This window comes from Rhizobium sp. LjRoot30 (assembly GCF_964253915.1).
GTDB lineage: Bacteria > Pseudomonadota > Alphaproteobacteria > Rhizobiales > Rhizobiaceae > Metarhizobium.
Genome location: NZ_CAXUSG020000005.1, coordinates 187867 through 204808 on the forward strand (window position 1 = coordinate 187867; position 16942 = coordinate 204808).

Sequence of the window (16942 nt, forward strand, 5' to 3'; positions counted from 1 at the left end):
CTCGGTTCGGGACGGTCAAGGGGACACCTTTAAGGAATTGGCTGTACTAAAGCCTGGAATATTGCGCATATCGGTTTGCGCAATTGATCGGGCTGGAAGCTGAGCGCTGGTTGCAAGCGCGGAATCTATATGTAATCGGAGTAAGTTCGTGCCCATTATTCGCAAAGCCATTCTCGCTTCTGCTGTCGCCGCCGTGTTGCTGGCGCCGCAAGTTACGTTGGCCGAAACGATTTTTGGTGCCATGGCCAAGGCCTATGCCAACAATCCCGATCTCAATGCTGCACGCGCCGCGCTGCGGGCGACCGACGAAAATGTCACGATCGCCAAGGCCGGGTTTCGGCCGCAGATCGAGGCAACTTCCAGCCTTACCGCCATCGGTGTCCGAGACATCAGCAATGGCGACGACGGCTATCAATATAATACGGCCTCGGTCGGCATCTCCATCACGCAGCGAATCTTCGACGGGTTCCAGACGCTGAACCGCGTTCGTCAGGCCGAATCCTCGGTCCTGTCCTCACGAGAAACGGTGAAGGCCAACGAGATCCAGACCTTGCTGGCTGCCGCCCAGGCCTATTCGAACGTCGCGCGCGACCAGCAGATCGTGGTGATCCGACAGCAGAACCTGTCGTTTCTGCGCGAGCAAGTGAAGGCAGCCAATGCACGCCTTGAAGTAGGTGAGGGCACAACCACGGATGTGGCGCAGGCGGAAGCCCAGCTTGCGGCTTCGGAAGCCATTCTGGCGCAGGCAATTTCGCAATTGAAGATCGCCGAAGCGACCTATGTGCAGATCGTCGGCGACATGCCGGAAGGGATCAAGCAGCCGTCGCCTGCGTCTAAGGCGATGCCGGGTGGTCTGGACAACGCTGTTGCCATCGCAATCCGGGAAAACCCGACGGTCCTGGCGGCGCTGCATGCCGTGGATGCTGCGGGTTATCAGGTCAAGACCGCCGAAGGCGCTTTGTTGCCCGGCGTCGTCATCCGCGGATCTGTGCAGCGCCTGACCACCAGCGAAGCGCCTTCGGCGCTCAATCCCGATTACAATACCGGTTCCGTGACGGCACAGATCACCGTGCCGATCTATCAGGGCGGCGCCGAATACGGCCAGATCCGCCAGGCCAAGGAACAGCTCGGCCAACGTCGCATCCTCGTCGATTCTGCCCGCGCCGACGTCCGGCAGTCGGTGGTAGCCGCCTACGCGCAGATGGAGGCCGCCAAGGCGGCGATTGCGGCCAACAAGAAGCAGCTTGCCGCGGCACAGCTCGCCTTGAACGGTGTGATCGAGGAACGCAATGTCGGAACCTCGACGACCCTCGATGTGCTGACCTCGCAGCAGAACGTGCTCAATGCCCGCGAAAGCCTGGTGGCTTCGCAGTATAACAGTGTGGTTGCCAGCTACTCGGTCATCGCCGCAACGGGCCGCCTGACAATTCGCGACCAGGGTCTGCAGGTTGCCGAATATCGCTCGGAAGAGCATTACGAGGCAGTCAAGGACAAGTGGTTCGGATTGCGCACGGTGGATGGCCGCTGAGGTTTTCAGGCCGGAGGTCTTTTTGCCGGACGGCCGGCGGATCTATCGTTTCGAAAGCCTTAACAAAACTGTGTATCATCCGCGAATGTTGATTCGCGGTGATTTTTTTCCCCTTTCGAGTATCCTAGACTGGCGATGATTCGGAAGCGATGTCATCGGTTCCGTTGCTGTCTTACCTTATACGGGGATGAAAATGGCTCAGCCAAATGTAGCGCGTGAACCGTCCATGGAAGAAATTCTGGCGTCCATTCGCCGGATCATCGAAAGCAACGAGCCGGGTGCCGGCAAGACGATCTCGAGTTCCCTTCCTCCCGTCTATGCCGAGGAAGATGAAACGGAAGAAGAGATCCAGCTGACCATCGACAATGACAACGGCATGATTTCCGCCTTCGAGAACGATATTCGTGCTGACGAGGATGTGGTTTCCCAACCCGCATTCGCGCGCGAAGATGTGCCGCAGGTGCGCCCTGTCGAAAGGGACAATCTGCGGGTCATCGAGGAACGGAAGGCGATGTCGCTGGCCGACGTGGCAGCGCGCGTGCGCGCCGCCTCCGAACGGGGCGGTGTTCAGCGCAGCGACGCGCAGGAACCGCAGCCGGAAGCTGCCCCGGCGCCCCGCGCCGTTGTCGCGACCCGTCCGGTGGAACTGCGGCAGCCGCCGCAGTTGACGGCGGCAAACGAACCGCGGATCAGCATGCCGAAGCCGGTCACCGCCTATAGCAGCGAACAGAATTTTTCCGACGAAGAGCCGATTGCAGCTTTGAGCCGCGTCATCCAGCCGGTTTCGCGCGCGCCGTCGGCGGAAGCCGCGGACAATGAAACGGCCTCCATCCGGTCCGTGCCCGAGGCCCGGCCGGTTCGGGAACAGGTCGAAGCCGACCTGCCTGAACAGTCCGACACGGAAAGCAAGGCACTTCTTTCCAGCGTTGCCGGCGATATGGTCGCTCGCTCGTTCGGTGAGCTTGCCGCGGCATTCGACAGCAGTTCCCGCCGCTCCTTCGACGAAATTGCCGAGGACATGCTGCGGCCGATGCTGCAGGAATGGCTCGACGACAACCTGCCGACGCTGGTCGAGCGTCTGGTGCGGGAAGAAATCGAGCGCGTGGCGCGCGGCCATCGCCGCTGAACCGAACCGCGACGCTCGTTTGCTTGAAGAGCCGCTCCGGCATCCGGGGCGGCTTTGTCATTGACTCCGCGAGAGCCATCCTATTTAGAACCTGACATCATCAAATATCGAAGTTGGCCAGAAAATGCTCGACAAAACCTACGATTCCGCCGCCGTCGAACCCAAGATCGCGCAGAAATGGGATGAAGCTGATGCATTTCGCGCCGGCGCCAATGCCAGGCCGGGTGCGGAGAGTTTTACCATCGTCATCCCGCCGCCGAACGTGACGGGTTCGCTTCACATGGGCCATGCGCTCAACAATACGCTGCAGGACGTCATGGTCCGTTTCGAGCGCATGCGCGGCAAGGATGTGCTGTGGCAGCCGGGCATGGACCATGCCGGCATTGCCACGCAGATGGTCGTCGAGCGCAAGCTCGCCGCAGAAAAATTGCCCGGCCGACGCGAGATGGGCCGTGAGGCCTTCGTCGAAAAGATCTGGGAGTGGAAAGGCGAATCCGGCGGCTTGATCTTCAACCAGCTGAAGCGCCTTGGCGCCTCCTGCGATTGGTCTCGCGAGCGCTTCACCATGGACGAGGGCCTGTCGCAGGCTGTTCTGGAAGTGTTTGTCACGCTCTACAAGGAAGGCCTGATCTACCGCGGCAAGCGGCTGGTCAACTGGGACCCGAAGTTCGAAACCGCGATCTCCGACCTCGAGGTGGAGAACAAGGAAGCCGACGGCCATATGTGGCACTTCAAGTATCCGCTGGCCGGCGGCGAGACCTATACCTATGTCGAGAAGGATGCGGACGGTAACGTCGTTCTCCAGGAGGAGCGCAATTACATCTCCATCGCCACGACCCGTCCCGAGACGATGCTGGGCGACGGCGCGGTCGCCGTCCACCCCTCGGACGAGCGTTATACTGCAATCGTCGGCAAGCTTTGCGAAATCCCGGTCGGCCCGAAGGAGCATCGCCGCCTGATCCCGATCGTCACCGACGAATATCCGGACCCGACCTTCGGTTCCGGCGCGGTGAAGATCACCGGTGCGCACGACTTCAACGACTACCAGGTCGCCAAGCGCAACAACATTCCGCTGTATCGCCTGATGGACACCAAGGCGCAGATGCGTGACGACGGCGAGCCTTATGCCTTCTACGCCGCGCAGGCGCTGGAGATCGCCAAGACCGGCACGCTGCCAAGCGAGTCGGAAGTCGACGACATCAACCTCGTTCCCGACGAATATCGCGGTCTCGACCGGTATGAAGCGCGCAAGCTTATCGTCGATGCGATCAACGCCGAGGGACTCGCCGTCACCACCGTCGATGCCGAAGGCAATGTCGTGCCTTACGTCGAGAAGAAGAAGATCATGCAGCCGTTCGGCGACCGCTCCGGCGTTGTCATCGAGCCGATGCTGACCGACCAGTGGTTCGCCGATGCCAAGACACTGGCGCAGCCCGCGATCGAAAGCGTTCGCGAGGGGCGCACCAACTTCGTCCCGAAGAATTGGGACAAGACCTACTTCGAATGGATGGAGAACATCGAGCCTTGGTGCATCTCACGCCAGCTCTGGTGGGGTCACCAGATCCCGGCATGGTATGGTCCGGATGGCCAATGCTTCGTGGAGAAGACCGAGGAAGAGGCGCTCGACGCCGCTGTCCAGCATTATCTTGCCCACGAAGGCCCGTGGAAGGCCTGGGTGCAGGAAAAGCTTGAGAATTTCGAGCCGGGCGACATCCTGACCCGCGACGAGGATGTTCTCGACACCTGGTTCTCGTCGGCTTTGTGGCCGTTCTCGACGCTCGGCTGGCCGGAGCAGACACCGGAACTGGCGCGCTACTACCCGACAAGCGTGCTCGTTACCGGCTTCGACATCATCTTCTTCTGGGTCGCCCGGATGATGATGATGGGCCTGCACTTCATGAAGGACGAGGACGGCAATCCGGTCGAACCGTTCCACACGGTCTATGTTCATGCGCTGGTCCGCGACAAGGCCGGCCAGAAGATGTCGAAGTCGAAGGGCAACGTCATCGACCCGCTGGAACTGATCGACGAATACGGTGCCGACGCGCTGCGTTTCACGCTTGCCGTCATGGCGGCGCAGGGACGTGACGTGAAGCTCGATCCGGCCCGCATCGCTGGTTACCGCAATTTCGGCACCAAGCTTTGGAACGCGACGCGGTTTGCCGAGATGAACGGCGTCAAGCGCAACCCGCGTTTCGTGCCGGAAGCTGCCTCGCTGACCATCAATCGCTGGATCCTGACCGAACTGGCGCGCACGCAGCGGGACGTCACCGAGGCGATCGAAAGCTATCGTTTCAACGAAGCAGCCGGCGGCCTGTACCGTTTCGTCTGGAACCAGTTCTGTGACTGGTATCTCGAACTGCTGAAGCCGGTCTTCGGCGGCGAAGATGCTGGCGCCAAGGAAGAGGCGCAGTCCTGCGTCGCCTATGTTCTCGATGAGATCTACAAACTCCTGCACCCGTTCATGCCGTTCATGACGGAAGAATTGTGGGCGCATACGGCGGGTGAAGGCGTGGAACGTCCGTCGTTGCTCTGCCATGCAGAGTGGCCGGCGCCTTCCTATGCCGACGACACGGCGGCCGACGAGATCAACTGGCTCATCGATCTGGTGTCCGGCATCCGTTCGGTTCGTTCGGAAATGAACGTTCCGCCATCGGCAACCGCTCCGCTGGTGGTTGTCGCCGCCAACGAAATCACCCGCGCCCGGCTGGAACGGCACGATGCCGCCATCAAGCGTCTCTCGCGTGTCGAAACCATTTCGACGGCGGATGCGGCTCCGAAGGGATCTGCGCAGATCGTCGTCGGCGAAGCGACCGCCTGCCTGCCGCTCGGCAGTCTGATCGACCTGACGGCCGAAAAGGCGCGGCTCGACAAGGCGACCGCCAAGGTGGATCAAGAGATCGGCCGCATCAAGGGCAAGCTTTCGAACGAAAAATTCGTCGCCAATGCGGATCCGGCCGTTGTCGAGGCTGAACGCGAACGGCTGGTGGAACTGGAGGCCCAGAAGGCAAGCCTGGTCATTGCCGCCCAGCGTGTGGCGGAAGCGAGCTGAATCGACTTCGGCAAAACTGCGCTGCGGTTTTGCCGGAATTGCGGAAAGGCAAAATAGCGGAGAGTTTCCGCAGTTCGAAGCGACCTGGAAATTCTGCTGGCCTTTCCCGGCCAATGGTAAGTAATGGAATACACAAGACCGCGGGTCGTCACGCCCCGCGGTTTTTCTTTGCCGTGATTCGCAAATATAAACAGGGGCTTGGGCAAAGGGCGGCCGGATGACGGGAAATTTGCTCCCAAATCCCGTTTCGCCCTGTTGATGACGGGGACGGCGGAGAGAAAAGCCAACTGTGCCCGGAAAGTGACATGCAAACATCGGTAGGGAATTTTTTACCGATTCTGCGGCACACTTCTTGAAATCCGCGAATAGAAATCCACGGCCGGCAGGTTTTTTGGGAGGAAACTCTGAGACATGCCGGAGGGTTCGGTGTGCCGTGGGGACGGCGCGACCGGCGGCCGGTTGCACGGACCAACGATCTCTTTAGGGTCGCGGTCAATACGCATCTGCATGAATTGGGGGTTAAATATGGCATCGATCGCTTTTCTGAGAGGCGCTCTCGTGGTGCTGGTGGCTGGAGCCTCCGCGCCGGCTTTCGCCGGTGGTTTTTCACGTGGCACCGCAGACACGGATATTTTGTATGAGGACGCGGCGGCGGCTGTGCGCACTGGTGTGACGTATGTCGTTCCCTCGAGCACCTACAGCACCATTGCCGGTGCTCGGGCCCACGACGACGCATTCTCCAACAATTATTTCGTGCCGAGCTTTGCCGCGAAGATCCGGCTGCACGATTCCTTCTCCTGCGCCGCGACCTATGCGCAGCCCTTCGGCGCTTCCGCGACCTTTGGCGACCAGGCGCAGGCGGCAGATTTCGCCGCAACGCGCAATGCGACGATCAACTCGAAATTCCTGACGCATGAATATGGCGCGACCTGTGCCGGTAAATTCGCGGCCGGCATGGGCAATGCCTATCTCATCGGCGGCGTGTTCCTGCAGACCTTCGATTATGACGAGCCGACCACGCTCGGCAAGCTGCATCTCGAAGACGACAGCGCTTTCGGCTACCGTTTGGGTGCAGCCTACGAAATTCCCGAATATGCATTGCGGGCGCAGGTGCTCTATCGGTCCGAGGTGGAGCACAAGGGCGATGGGTATTTTGCGCTTTCGAATGTCGGCGCTGCCTTTTTCCGCCTGCCTGCCGGCTTCTCGGCGCCGGTCACCGGCGGCGGCCGCTTGCCGAAATCTCTGGAAGTCAGCCTCGAAACCGGCATTGCCGAGGGCTGGCTCGCTTATGGCTCCGTCAAGTGGACGGACTGGAGCGTGCTGCCGCAGCTGAACTACAACATTGCCGGCATCGGTCCGCAGCAGAAGAACTTCAACTTCCGCGACGGCTGGACCATCGAGGGCGGCGTCGCCCACGCCTTCACCGACAAGGTCGCCGGCACCATCGGCCTGACCTGGGATCGTGGCGTCGGCACCGGCGCCGACCTGATAAACGACACCTGGACGATCAGCACAGGCACGCAGATCAAGGCAGGTCCTGGCGCCTTCCGTGTCGGCGCCGGCCTTTCCTATATGACTGCCGGCACCCAGAGTCTCGCCAAGGGCGGCTCGTTCGACGCGACGTCGAATGGCGATTGGGCGGTCGGGCTTTCAACGTCCTATCTGATCAAGTTCTGATGATATTCCTGAAAGAGGCGCCGTTTGGCGCCTCAATGGTTTCCCGGCTTGGATCTTCAAGAGGCCGGAGTTGAACGGCGTGGCCCTTTTTTCAATTGTGATGATTCAGCAACACTTTTTTTGAAGAGTTTCGCTATGGTGGTTGCAGGCCAAATCTGTCCATTTCCCGCCACAAACTGGGCGCAGCGGTAAACGGCAGATCAACCGGAATGGGCGCATATCAGAACAGATGAACGAATATGGTTTCGACCAGCGCTGGGGAAATGACGGAGGCGAATTCTTCGCCGTTCCGGCATTTGTTGCAGTTTCTTCGAGCCTTTTCGCGCGTAGTGCCGCCCTTTCGGATGCAGACATGACGCAGCAGCGGCGCGGTTTGTTCGCCGCCGGCACGAAAGGCCGGTTTGCCGGCCCCAGTCTCGCCGGAAATGCGCGTTATCGTCATCAAAACAACGAAACGACAGCGCGCAGCCCTGCTGCGGCTGGCGAAAGAACGACAACCAAGGTGGGAGGAAATCTCGTCGCCGCCGGCCGTCCTTTGGCGCGCCGTGGCGTGGGCTTTTCGCTTTCGGCCTTGCGGATATACACCCGACGGTCAAATGATGCGTGTATCGGCATCATCGGCTCGTTGCGGGAAGCGAAAGAAACTGCACCGCTATGCTGACTTCTGAGTATCGATCCGTAAAAGCATTTCTTCTTGGTCTTTCGCTGACGCTCGCCAGCGGCGTTGGCGGACAGGCCTTCGCCTTTGACATCAAGGCGGGCGTCACCAAGGACTCGGGTCCTTTCGACCTGTTCAAGTTCGGCTTCAAGGCCTACAAGAACGGCCAGAAGGAAGAAGCTGTCGAGGCTTACCGCTACGCCGCCGAAAAGGGGCACACCGGATCGCGCTGGGCGCTCGCCAACATGTATGCCGATGGCGACGGGGTTACCCAGAACGATTTCGAAGCCTTCAAGATCTACAGCGAGATCGCCAGCCAGGGCGTCGAGCCGGGCTCCGAGGATACCGGTTTCTTCGTCAATGCGCTGCTGTCGCTGGCAGGTTATTATCAGAACGGCATTCCGGGCAGCCCGGTGAAGGTCGACCTGTCGCAGGCGCGACAACTCTATTTCCAGGCTGCATCCGCGTTCGGCGTTGCCGAGGCGCAGTTCCAGCTTGCGAAAATGATCCTGAACGGCGAGGGCGGCAAGGCCAACGTCCAGCAGGCGAAGAAATGGCTGAATGCGGCGCGCAAGAACGGCCATGCCGGTGCCATGGCCGTCTTCGGCAACATTCTCTTCCAGGAAGGCCAGTCGGCCCGTGGCCTCGCCTTCATGACGGCGGCGCTCGACAAGTGTCATCCGCAGGATTGCGCCTGGATGCAATCCCTGCAGGAAGAAGCCTTCTCCATCGCCAACGAAGAAGACCGGCGCGTCGCGATTGCCCGCGCCCAGAGCGTCGAGATGGGCGACTGAGGCTGGTCTTCAGCCTCAGAAATCGAAGATACCGATCACCGGCACGTGGTCGGACGGCTTTTCCCAGGCCCGAACATGTTTTTCGATCGCCGTCGAGCGCAGCTTGATGGCGGCTTCCGGCGACAGCATCAGGTGGTCGATGCGGATGCCGTTGTTCTTCTGCCAGGCGCCGGCCTGATAATCCCAGAACGTATAAAGCTTGGTCGCATCCGTCGTTGCCCTGACGGCGTCGGTCAGTCCCAGGTTTTCGAAGCGCCGGAACGCCTGCCGGGTCTGCGGCAGAAAAAGCGCATCGCCGGCCCAGACACGCGGGTCGTGGCAATCATGCGGCTCGGGAATGACATTGTAGTCGCCGGCGAGAATCAGCGGCTCTTCCAGCGTTAGGCGCTGCTCGGCAAACCGCTGCAGCCGCTCCATCCAGGCGAGCTTGTAGGGGTATTTCACCGGATCGTCCGGCGGATTGCCGTTCGGCAGGTAGAGCGAGACGACGCGGATGACGCCGCCGTTGACGGAAAAGACGCCTTCGATGAAACGCGACTGTTCGTCGAGGTCATCGCCCGGCAGGCCGCGGTTGACCTCGTCGGGGCGGATCTTCGAGAGCAGCGCGACGCCGTTGAAACCCTTCTGGCCGTGGGTCTCGACATGATAGCCAAGCTCCTCGATCTCCAGGCGTGGAAAGGATTCGTCCACGGATTTGATTTCCTGCAGGCAGGCGATGTCGGGATTGGAGGCTTTCAACCAGTCCCGGAGATTGTCGATACGGGCTTTGACGCCGTTGATGTTCCAGGTGGCGATTTTCATGCGGGCCTCTTCACTTAGGGTGAAGATCCTTTTAGCCGATGACGCGGCATTTGCCAGCATGCACAAAACAAAAGGGCCGGGACAAACGGCCCGGCCTCATGAAATCGATCGGTGATCTGCGTCAGATGGAGAAGCTCGTGCCGCATCCGCAACTGGCGACGGCGTTCGGATTGTTGATCTGGAACGACTGGCCGAGAAGATTGTCGACGAAGTCGATTTCCGAGCCGAGCATATAGATCAGCGACAGCTTGTCGATCAGAACGGTCGCTTCCCCTTTTTCCACGACGACGTCGTCGTCCTCCTGGGCGTCGACCAGATCGAACTTGTAGGAAAATCCGGAACAGCCGCCGCCTTCGACGGAGACGCGCATGGCGGTCTTGCCGGCTTCGGAGCTGAGGATCTTGGCGATTCGTTTTGCCGCGGAATCGGAAAGCGTGACGGTGTCTGGGTTCATTTTCTGCCTCCTGCCGGGGTCAAGATCCGGAGAGATAATAGATCCAACTTCACTATGGTATGCTTAAACCACTGAACTATAATGATTCCGCGTCGAAAGACACCGGTATCGGCCCGTTTGTGCCCTGTCGTGCGGATGCCGTGGTTTGCTGGCATAGCCAGCTATAGGTATGAATGCGCAATGCGGACGTCAATGGCTTGGCGCCGGGGACAGGATAAACGATGACGATCGACAGGCATGCACTGGGCTTCGGAAGTGGCGAAAGGGCGATCTATGCCGCCGATCCCTGGACGACGCGAGGACGGCTTTATCCCGAATCGTCCAGCCCGACACGGTCGGAATTCCAGCGCGACCGCGACCGTATCGTCCACACCACGGCGTTCCGGCGACTGAAACATAAGACGCAAGTTTTCATCGGCCCGGATGGCGATCACTATCGTACGCGGTTGACGCATACGATCGAGGTGGCGCAGATCGCCCGCGCCCTGGCGCGTGCCCTGAAGCTGGACGAGGATCTGGCAGAAGGCGTGGCGCTCGTCCATGATTTCGGCCACACGCCCTTCGGCCATACCGGCGAAGACGCGCTGCACGAGGTTCTCGAGCCGTTCGGCGGCTTCGACCACAATGCCCAGTCGCTGCGCATCGTCACAAAGCTCGAGCGTCGCTACGCCGAATTCGACGGCCTGAACCTGACCTGGGAGACGCTGGAGGGCCTGGTCAAGCACAACGGCCCGTTGTTGACCCCGGACGGCGAGGGCACTCGCGGCCCAGTGCCGCAGCCGATCCTCGACTATTGCGAAATCCACGACCTGGAACTGCGCAGCTTCGCCAGCCTGGAGGCGCAGGTCGCGGCAATTGCCGACGATATCGCCTACAACACCCACGATATCGACGACGGCTTGCGCTCCGGCTACCTCACCTTCGACATGCTGGAGGATATCCCTTTCCTGGCCGGTCTGATGCGCGAGGTGCGTGACCGCTACCCACATCTGGAGGCAAGCCGCTTTACCCACGAAATCATGCGTCGCCAGATCACCCGCATGGTTGAGGACGTCATCAGCGTCTCGCAGGAGCGGCTGCGCGAGATACGGCCGCAGAGCGCCACCGACATCCGCCAGGCCGACCGTGTCGTCGCGACTTTTTCCGAAAGCATGGCCGAAACCGATAAGCTGATAAAGGCGATGCTGTTCAAGCGCATCTACCGTCATCCGGAGATCATGCGCATCCGCGCCAGCGCCGCCGCCATCGTCACGGACCTGTTCCATGCCTACATGGCCGACCCCGGCTTGATGCAGGGGCACTATTGGGTCGACTGCATCCCGCAGCTCGGCGAAGCGGCGCGTGCGCGCCATGTCGGCGATTACCTGGCCGGCATGACCGACACCTATGCGCTGAAGACCCATGGCCGGTTGTTTGACCATACACCCGATTTGCGCTAGTCAGCGGGCGCGACAGGCGCGCCGGTTTTCGGCGGCCTGCGTTCTTTTTTCCCGTGGATGACGCTATGAACCTTTTCACCGATTTCGAGAACAGAATTAAAAACGCCCTTGAAGCGATTGATATCGTCAAGGAAAAGCGATCGGATCTCGATTTTGGACGCATCACGGTCGAAGCGCCGCGCGATGCAAGCCACGGCGATGTCGCCACCAATGCGGCGATGGTCTTGGCCAAGCCGCTTGGCACCAACCCGCGGGCGCTTGCCGAAATCATCGCCGAAAAGTTGAGGGAAGACAGCGATGTCTCCGAGGTTTCGGTGGCTGGCCCTGGTTTCATCAACATCCGGCTTGGCGTCGGTTACTGGCAGCGTGTGTTGTCGGCGATGATCGCCAGCGGCCTCGACTACGGCCGCTCGACGGTCGGCAACGGCCATAAGGTCAACGTCGAATACGTCTCTGCCAACCCGACCGGGCCGATGCATGTCGGCCATTGCCGCGGCGCTGTCGTCGGCGATGCGCTGGCGAACCTGCTCGCCTTCGCCGGCTACGGCGTCATTAAGGAATACTACATCAACGATGCGGGCTCGCAGGTCGATGTGCTCGCACGTTCGGTGTTTCTGCGGTATCGCGAGGCGCTCGGCGAGGATATCGGCGAGATCCCGTCCGGTCTTTATCCCGGCGACTATCTGGTGCCGGTCGGCAAGGCGCTGGCCGAAGAGTTCGGTACGAAGCTGCGCGGCATGGCCGAGGACGACTGGATGCCGCTCGTCAAGGAGCGGACCATCGCCGCGATGATGGTGATGATCCGCGAGGACCTGAAGGCTCTGAACGTCGAGCACGACGTCTTCTTTTCCGAACGCACGCTGCACGCCAACGGCGCGACGCCGATCCGCACCGCGATCAATGACCTGACCTACAAGGGTTACGTCTACAAGGGCGCGCTGCCGCCGCCGAAGGGTCAGTTGCCGGAGGATTGGGAAGACCGTGAGCAGACGCTGTTCCGCTCCACCGAGGTCGGTGACGACATCGATCGGCCGCTGATCAAGTCGGACGGCAGCTACACCTATTTCGCCGCCGATGTTGCCTACTTCAAGGACAAGTACGACCGCGGCTTCAGCGAGATGATCTATGTGCTCGGCGCCGACCACGGCGGTTACGTCAAGCGGCTGGAAGCCGTCGCCCGGGCGATTTCCGAAGGCAAGTCGAAGCTCACCGTCCTGCTGTGCCAGCTCGTCAAGCTCTACCGCAACGGCGAGCCGGTGAAGATGTCCAAACGTTCGGGTGACTTCGTCACGCTGCGTGAGGTGGTCGACGAGGTCGGCCGTGACGCCGTGCGGTTCATGATGCTCTATCGCAAGAGCTCGGAGCCGCTCGATTTCGATTTCGCCAAGGTGACGGAGCAGTCGAAGGACAACCCGGTGTTCTACGTGCAGTATGCGCATGCGCGCTGCTCGTCGATCTTCCGCCAGGCGAAGGAAGCTTTCCCCGGCCTCGACCTGGGTGCGATCGATTTTGCCGCGGCTGTCTCAGGCCACATCACCGATGCCAACGAGCTGCAGCTGGTCGCCAAGCTGGCCGAATATCCGCGTGTCGTCGAGGCGGCGGCCAACGCCCAGGAGCCGCATCGGATCGCATTTTACCTCTACGATCTGGCAAGCTCCTTCCATGCGCACTGGAATAAAGGTAAGGATTCTCCGGAATTACGATTTGTTAACGATAAGAACAGAGAATTAAGCATTGCCAGACTTGGGTTGGTGAGTGCCGTCGCTTCGGTTTTGAAGTCCGGTCTTGGTATAACCGGGACTGCTGCTCCGGAAGAAATGCGATAGACGTCACCATTTCCCCACAATGCGCTGGCAGTCAGTCCTTGTCGGTGGTGAGTGGAGCGTATGGCAGAAAAACAATTCGCGCGTAGCGGGGGCAATAGCCTGGAGTTCTTTGCGGAGGATGATCCGCTTGCAGAACTCGCCCGTATCGTTGGTTTCGAGCCGAAGCCGGTTGCTGCAAACGACCAGAAGCGCGATTCGCGCGTCGCCGTTGTCCCACCGCCGGTAGCGGCGGTGGTTGAAGTGGCGCCGGAGCGGGCGGTTGAGCAACCCCAGCACCCGCTCTTCAATCTCGAAGACGAACTCACGCGCGAATTCGAACGATACGAGGCGCCCCGCCGGGAGACCTCTGTCGTTGTCGAAGAGCCCTATGTTGCCGTGGACGAGGCCCTGGCGCCGGCCGACGAGGTTCTGCCGGAGCCGGCCTTTGCCGACACTGCAGTGGCGGCGGTCGAAAACGCATCGCCCGTCACTTTCGAGGCTGTTGAGCGGACGGAACCCGTTTTCGAAACGCCGCAGCCCCATTCTCAGGACGAAATCACCGACGGCGACCTGATCGACGACAGCGAGTTCGCGTCGATGTTTGCCGACGCCGAGCCGTTCGATGCGCCGGAGCCGGTGGCCTTTTCCGCCGAACCGATTGCTGCCGTAGAGTCTGGCATCGCTGTCGCCGCCGAACAGGTTGAGGCTTTCGAGCAGCCTGCCGTCGTTTCCGAAGCGCGCGAAGACAATGTGCAGGACACGGACTTTTCGTGGCCTGTCAGTGATGCCCCGCAGGTTTTTGCGGCCGAGGAGCCGGTCACGTCGGCCGTCGAGCCGACTTTTTCGCGGGCCGAGCCGGTTTTCGAGCATGCGGAAGAGCATTTCGATCTCGCCCAGGAACTGGAAATGGCGATCGAAAGTGCCGCTTTGGCGCCGATCCCGGCTATTGAACCCGAGCCCTCCTTCCAGGTGAAGGCGCAACTGCGCCCCCATCTTCCGGTGACCAATTTCAGCGTTCAACGCAGCAACTATCGTGCCGAGCCGCGCGCGCCGGCAGTCGACGAGGTCGTTGCTGGCGATGCCTTGGACATGATGGCGGCGGAGATGCCGGCCGTCGAATTCGACAGGCTTGCCGACGAGGCCCCGGCACGCGCCGTTGCAGAGTCGAGTTTTGCCGGTTCGATCGAGCCGACGTTTGAAGAGCCCGGTTCTCTTGCCGACCCGATGTTCGATTTCGCCATCGATGCCGATCTGACGGCGGAGCGTGCGCCGCAGGACAGCTGGCCCGAGTCACTCGGCGCGGAGGCGGTCGAGGTTCGGGAAACGGCTTCGGCCAAGCGTGCCGATCCCTTCGATGCCGACGACCTGCTGGCCGATGTCGCCCGTTATCCGGTTCCCAATCAACGCCTTTCACCGCTGTTCGGCGACGAGGACAAGGCCGAGGCGAAACATACCGAAAAGCTGGACCGCTCCGAAGAGCGTCGATCCGAGCCGGTTGCCACCCTGCGTGCCCCGGATACGCAACAGGTGTCGGTTGCGGACAAGCGGGCAGAGCCGGCTTTCGATGATCCATTCGCCGACCAGAATTTCGATTTCGATTTTGACGACATCGAGTTCGATCTGGCTGACCTGAGTTTCGACGATCCCGAGACGCTTGCGCCGGCAGTGCAGAAGCCCGCCGAAGAGGTCAAGCCGGTCGCCGAGATCAGGCAGGCGGAAACCCGCGGCCGTGCGGCAGAGCCGGTTGTGCCATTCCGGGTGACGACCAAGATTACCGATCTCTCCGAGACGCCGATGCGGCAACCCGTGGCCCGCCATGCCGAGCCGCGTGTCGAACCGGACAGCGAGGCCGTCCTGCCGTTCGATCCCTCGCAGATTGCGGATGCGGAAGATATTCCCGAAGCGATTGCCGACATGGAAGTGCCTTCGCTGCCGGTCGTCGAACCGGAGGAGAAGGTCGTTCATACGCCGGAATACGACATCGATATCGATGCCGAAATGGCCAATCTGTTCCAGCCCATCGGTCATGCCCCGGCGGCAGCGGCAAAGACCGTTCCGGTCAGCGAGGGCGGTTTTGCCAATCCGGCCTGGGCAGCGGCCCCCGCCGATGCAAACCCGGATCCGGTCAAGGCGTCGTTTGACGAGTTCGATGAATTCGAACGGGCGCTGGAGGAGGATTTCCGCCGCACGTTGACGCAGCCGGCCGAAGAGGATTCCAGCGTTGCCAAGATGACGCTCGGGCCGAATGGCGGTTATGTCGAGCGTGGTCCGCGCCGCGGCCTTTCCCGCGGGCTGGTTCTCAGCCTCGCGCTGCTCCTCGTCTGCGGTACCGCAGTCGGTGCCGGCGCCTATCTCTACCTGTCAGGCGGAAGCGAAACAACGACGGCCCTGACCGGGCCGCGTGTCATCGTCGCCGACAAGGATCCGATCAAGGTTGTTCCGGAAAACCGCGGCGGCGTCACCGTTCCCAACCAGGACAAGGCGGTTTACGACCGCGTCGCTGGCAATGTGGTCGAAGACCCGAAGCAGGATTCGCTGCTCTCCTCCAAGGAAGAGCCGATCGACGTGGTGCAGCGGACCCTTATCCCGGAAACGCTGCCGCTCGAAGGAGCCGAAGACAGCGATGACGTCAGCCCGACGCCTGTCGGCGAGACCGAGGATGCCCGGCTTCTTGGCAACGAGACTGCCACGGATACGACCGCCGAGACGGACGCGACTGCCGGCGTCTCGCCGCGCAAGGTGCGCACCATGATCGTCAAGTCGGATGGCACGCTGGTGCCGCGCGAGACGGTTGTGGAAGAAACCGCGGCTGCGACCGACACGACGGAACGTTCCGTTCTGGCTGAGCCGACCGGAACCACCCGCAGCGCCAACCTCAATCTCGACAACATGAAGCCGGTCACGCAGACGCCGGTCGAAACGGCACAGGATGCCGCGGCAACCGGACAGGACGCCGCCACTCCGGTGACGGCCGAGACGACGACCGATGGTCTTGCGGATCCGCCGGTGCGGGTCGTCAAGACCACCAAGATCGACGAGACCCAGGTCGATAACACCAAGGTCGACGACAAGGCGCCGATCCCGGAAAGCCGTCCGGTTGACCAGCCGGTGAACATCGTCGGCACGGTGACCGATCAGGGGAATGTGCGTGAGTCGAGCAACGAGACGGCGACGGCGGCGGATACCTCGCAGCAGACGCAGGTCGCCGCCGTGCAGCCTGGTTCCTATGTGATGCAGATCGCCTCGCTGCCGTCTGAAGCGGAAGCGAAGAAATCCTATGCCAGCCTGTCGTCGAAGTTCGGCGGCGTGATCGGCGGCCGGGGTGTCGATATCAAGAAGGTCGAGGTTGCGGGCAAGGGTACGTTCTACCGCGTCCGCATCCCTGTCGGCTCGAAGGACGATGCGGCAGCACTTTGCGTCAAGTATCGCAGCGCCGGCGGTACCTGCCTGATCTCGAAGTAACCGTCGGTCTGCCGTTCGCACTGCCGACAGCATCCGAAAAACTCTCCAGCGTCATCCTCGGGCTTGGCCCGAGGATCCAAGCACATCAGATAAATCCTCGATGGTCGATTGCTTGGAAGGCGTGGGCGGATCCTCGGGACGAGCCC

General features: G+C 61.1%; 11 protein-coding genes. 9 read left to right on the forward strand and 2 right to left on the reverse strand.

The features are described 5' to 3' along the window. The first annotated feature begins 148 nt into the window (after positions 1 to 148). From ACSQ3I_RS12745 to exoR, 6 genes are all read left to right on the forward strand, one after another. Positions 149 to 1528 (forward strand): TolC family outer membrane protein, encoded by a 1380-nt coding sequence (locus tag ACSQ3I_RS12745; RefSeq protein WP_435999371.1) that lies wholly within the window; start codon positions 149 to 151, stop codon positions 1526 to 1528. Between the two features lie 193 nt (positions 1529 to 1721). Next, on the forward strand, positions 1722 to 2654 hold the full coding sequence (locus tag ACSQ3I_RS12750) for a PopZ family protein (RefSeq protein ID WP_435999372.1): 933 nt from the start codon (positions 1722 to 1724) through the stop codon (positions 2652 to 2654). Positions 2655 to 2778: 124 nt separating this feature from the next. Next, positions 2779 to 5706, forward strand: a complete 2928-nt coding sequence (locus tag ACSQ3I_RS12755) for a valine--tRNA ligase (protein ID WP_435999374.1) — start codon at positions 2779 to 2781, stop codon at positions 5704 to 5706. Between the two features lie 525 nt (positions 5707 to 6231). After that, complete coding sequence (locus ACSQ3I_RS12760; protein WP_435999376.1) at positions 6232 to 7383, forward strand: OmpP1/FadL family transporter; 1152 nt, start codon at positions 6232 to 6234, stop codon at positions 7381 to 7383. 229 nt (positions 7384 to 7612) lie between these two features. Then, entirely contained in the window at positions 7613 to 8044 is a 432-nt protein-coding gene (locus tag ACSQ3I_RS12765; RefSeq protein WP_435999378.1) for a hypothetical protein, read from the forward strand. Continuing rightward, positions 8038 to 8835: an exopolysaccharide production regulator ExoR gene (exoR, locus tag ACSQ3I_RS12770; protein WP_435999380.1), complete on the forward strand. Its 798-nt coding sequence runs from the start codon at positions 8038 to 8040 to the stop codon at positions 8833 to 8835. Before ACSQ3I_RS12765 ends, exoR begins: the two co-directional genes overlap by 7 nt. A gap of 15 nt (positions 8836 to 8850) precedes the next feature. On the opposite strand, the gene xth is transcribed toward exoR, so the two are convergent. Both xth and erpA read right to left on the reverse strand, forming a co-directional pair. Continuing rightward, entirely contained in the window at positions 8851 to 9636 is a 786-nt protein-coding gene (gene xth / locus ACSQ3I_RS12775; RefSeq protein ID WP_435999382.1) for an exodeoxyribonuclease III, read from the reverse strand. Positions 9637 to 9757: 121 nt separating this feature from the next. Continuing rightward, positions 9758 to 10090: an iron-sulfur cluster insertion protein ErpA gene (gene erpA, locus ACSQ3I_RS12780; protein WP_435999384.1), complete on the reverse strand. Its 333-nt coding sequence runs from the start codon at positions 10088 to 10090 to the stop codon at positions 9758 to 9760. 221 nt (positions 10091 to 10311) lie between these two features. On the opposite strand from erpA, the gene ACSQ3I_RS12785 reads away from it, so the two are divergent. From ACSQ3I_RS12785 to ACSQ3I_RS12795, 3 genes are all read left to right on the forward strand, one after another. Then, positions 10312 to 11529 carry a deoxyguanosinetriphosphate triphosphohydrolase gene (locus ACSQ3I_RS12785; protein WP_435999386.1) on the forward strand — a complete coding sequence of 406 codons (1218 nt, stop codon included), beginning with the start codon at positions 10312 to 10314 and terminating at the stop codon, positions 11527 to 11529. Between the two features lie 65 nt (positions 11530 to 11594). Further along, the gene (argS, locus tag ACSQ3I_RS12790; protein ID WP_435999388.1) at positions 11595 to 13355 is read left to right on the forward strand and encodes an arginine--tRNA ligase; all 1761 of its coding nucleotides are present in this window, start codon (positions 11595 to 11597) and stop codon (positions 13353 to 13355) included. A 60-nt stretch (positions 13356 to 13415) separates the two neighbouring features. Beyond that, entirely contained in the window at positions 13416 to 16796 is a 3381-nt protein-coding gene (locus ACSQ3I_RS12795) for an SPOR domain-containing protein (protein ID WP_435999390.1), read from the forward strand. The last annotated feature ends 146 nt before the right edge of the window (positions 16797 to 16942 follow it).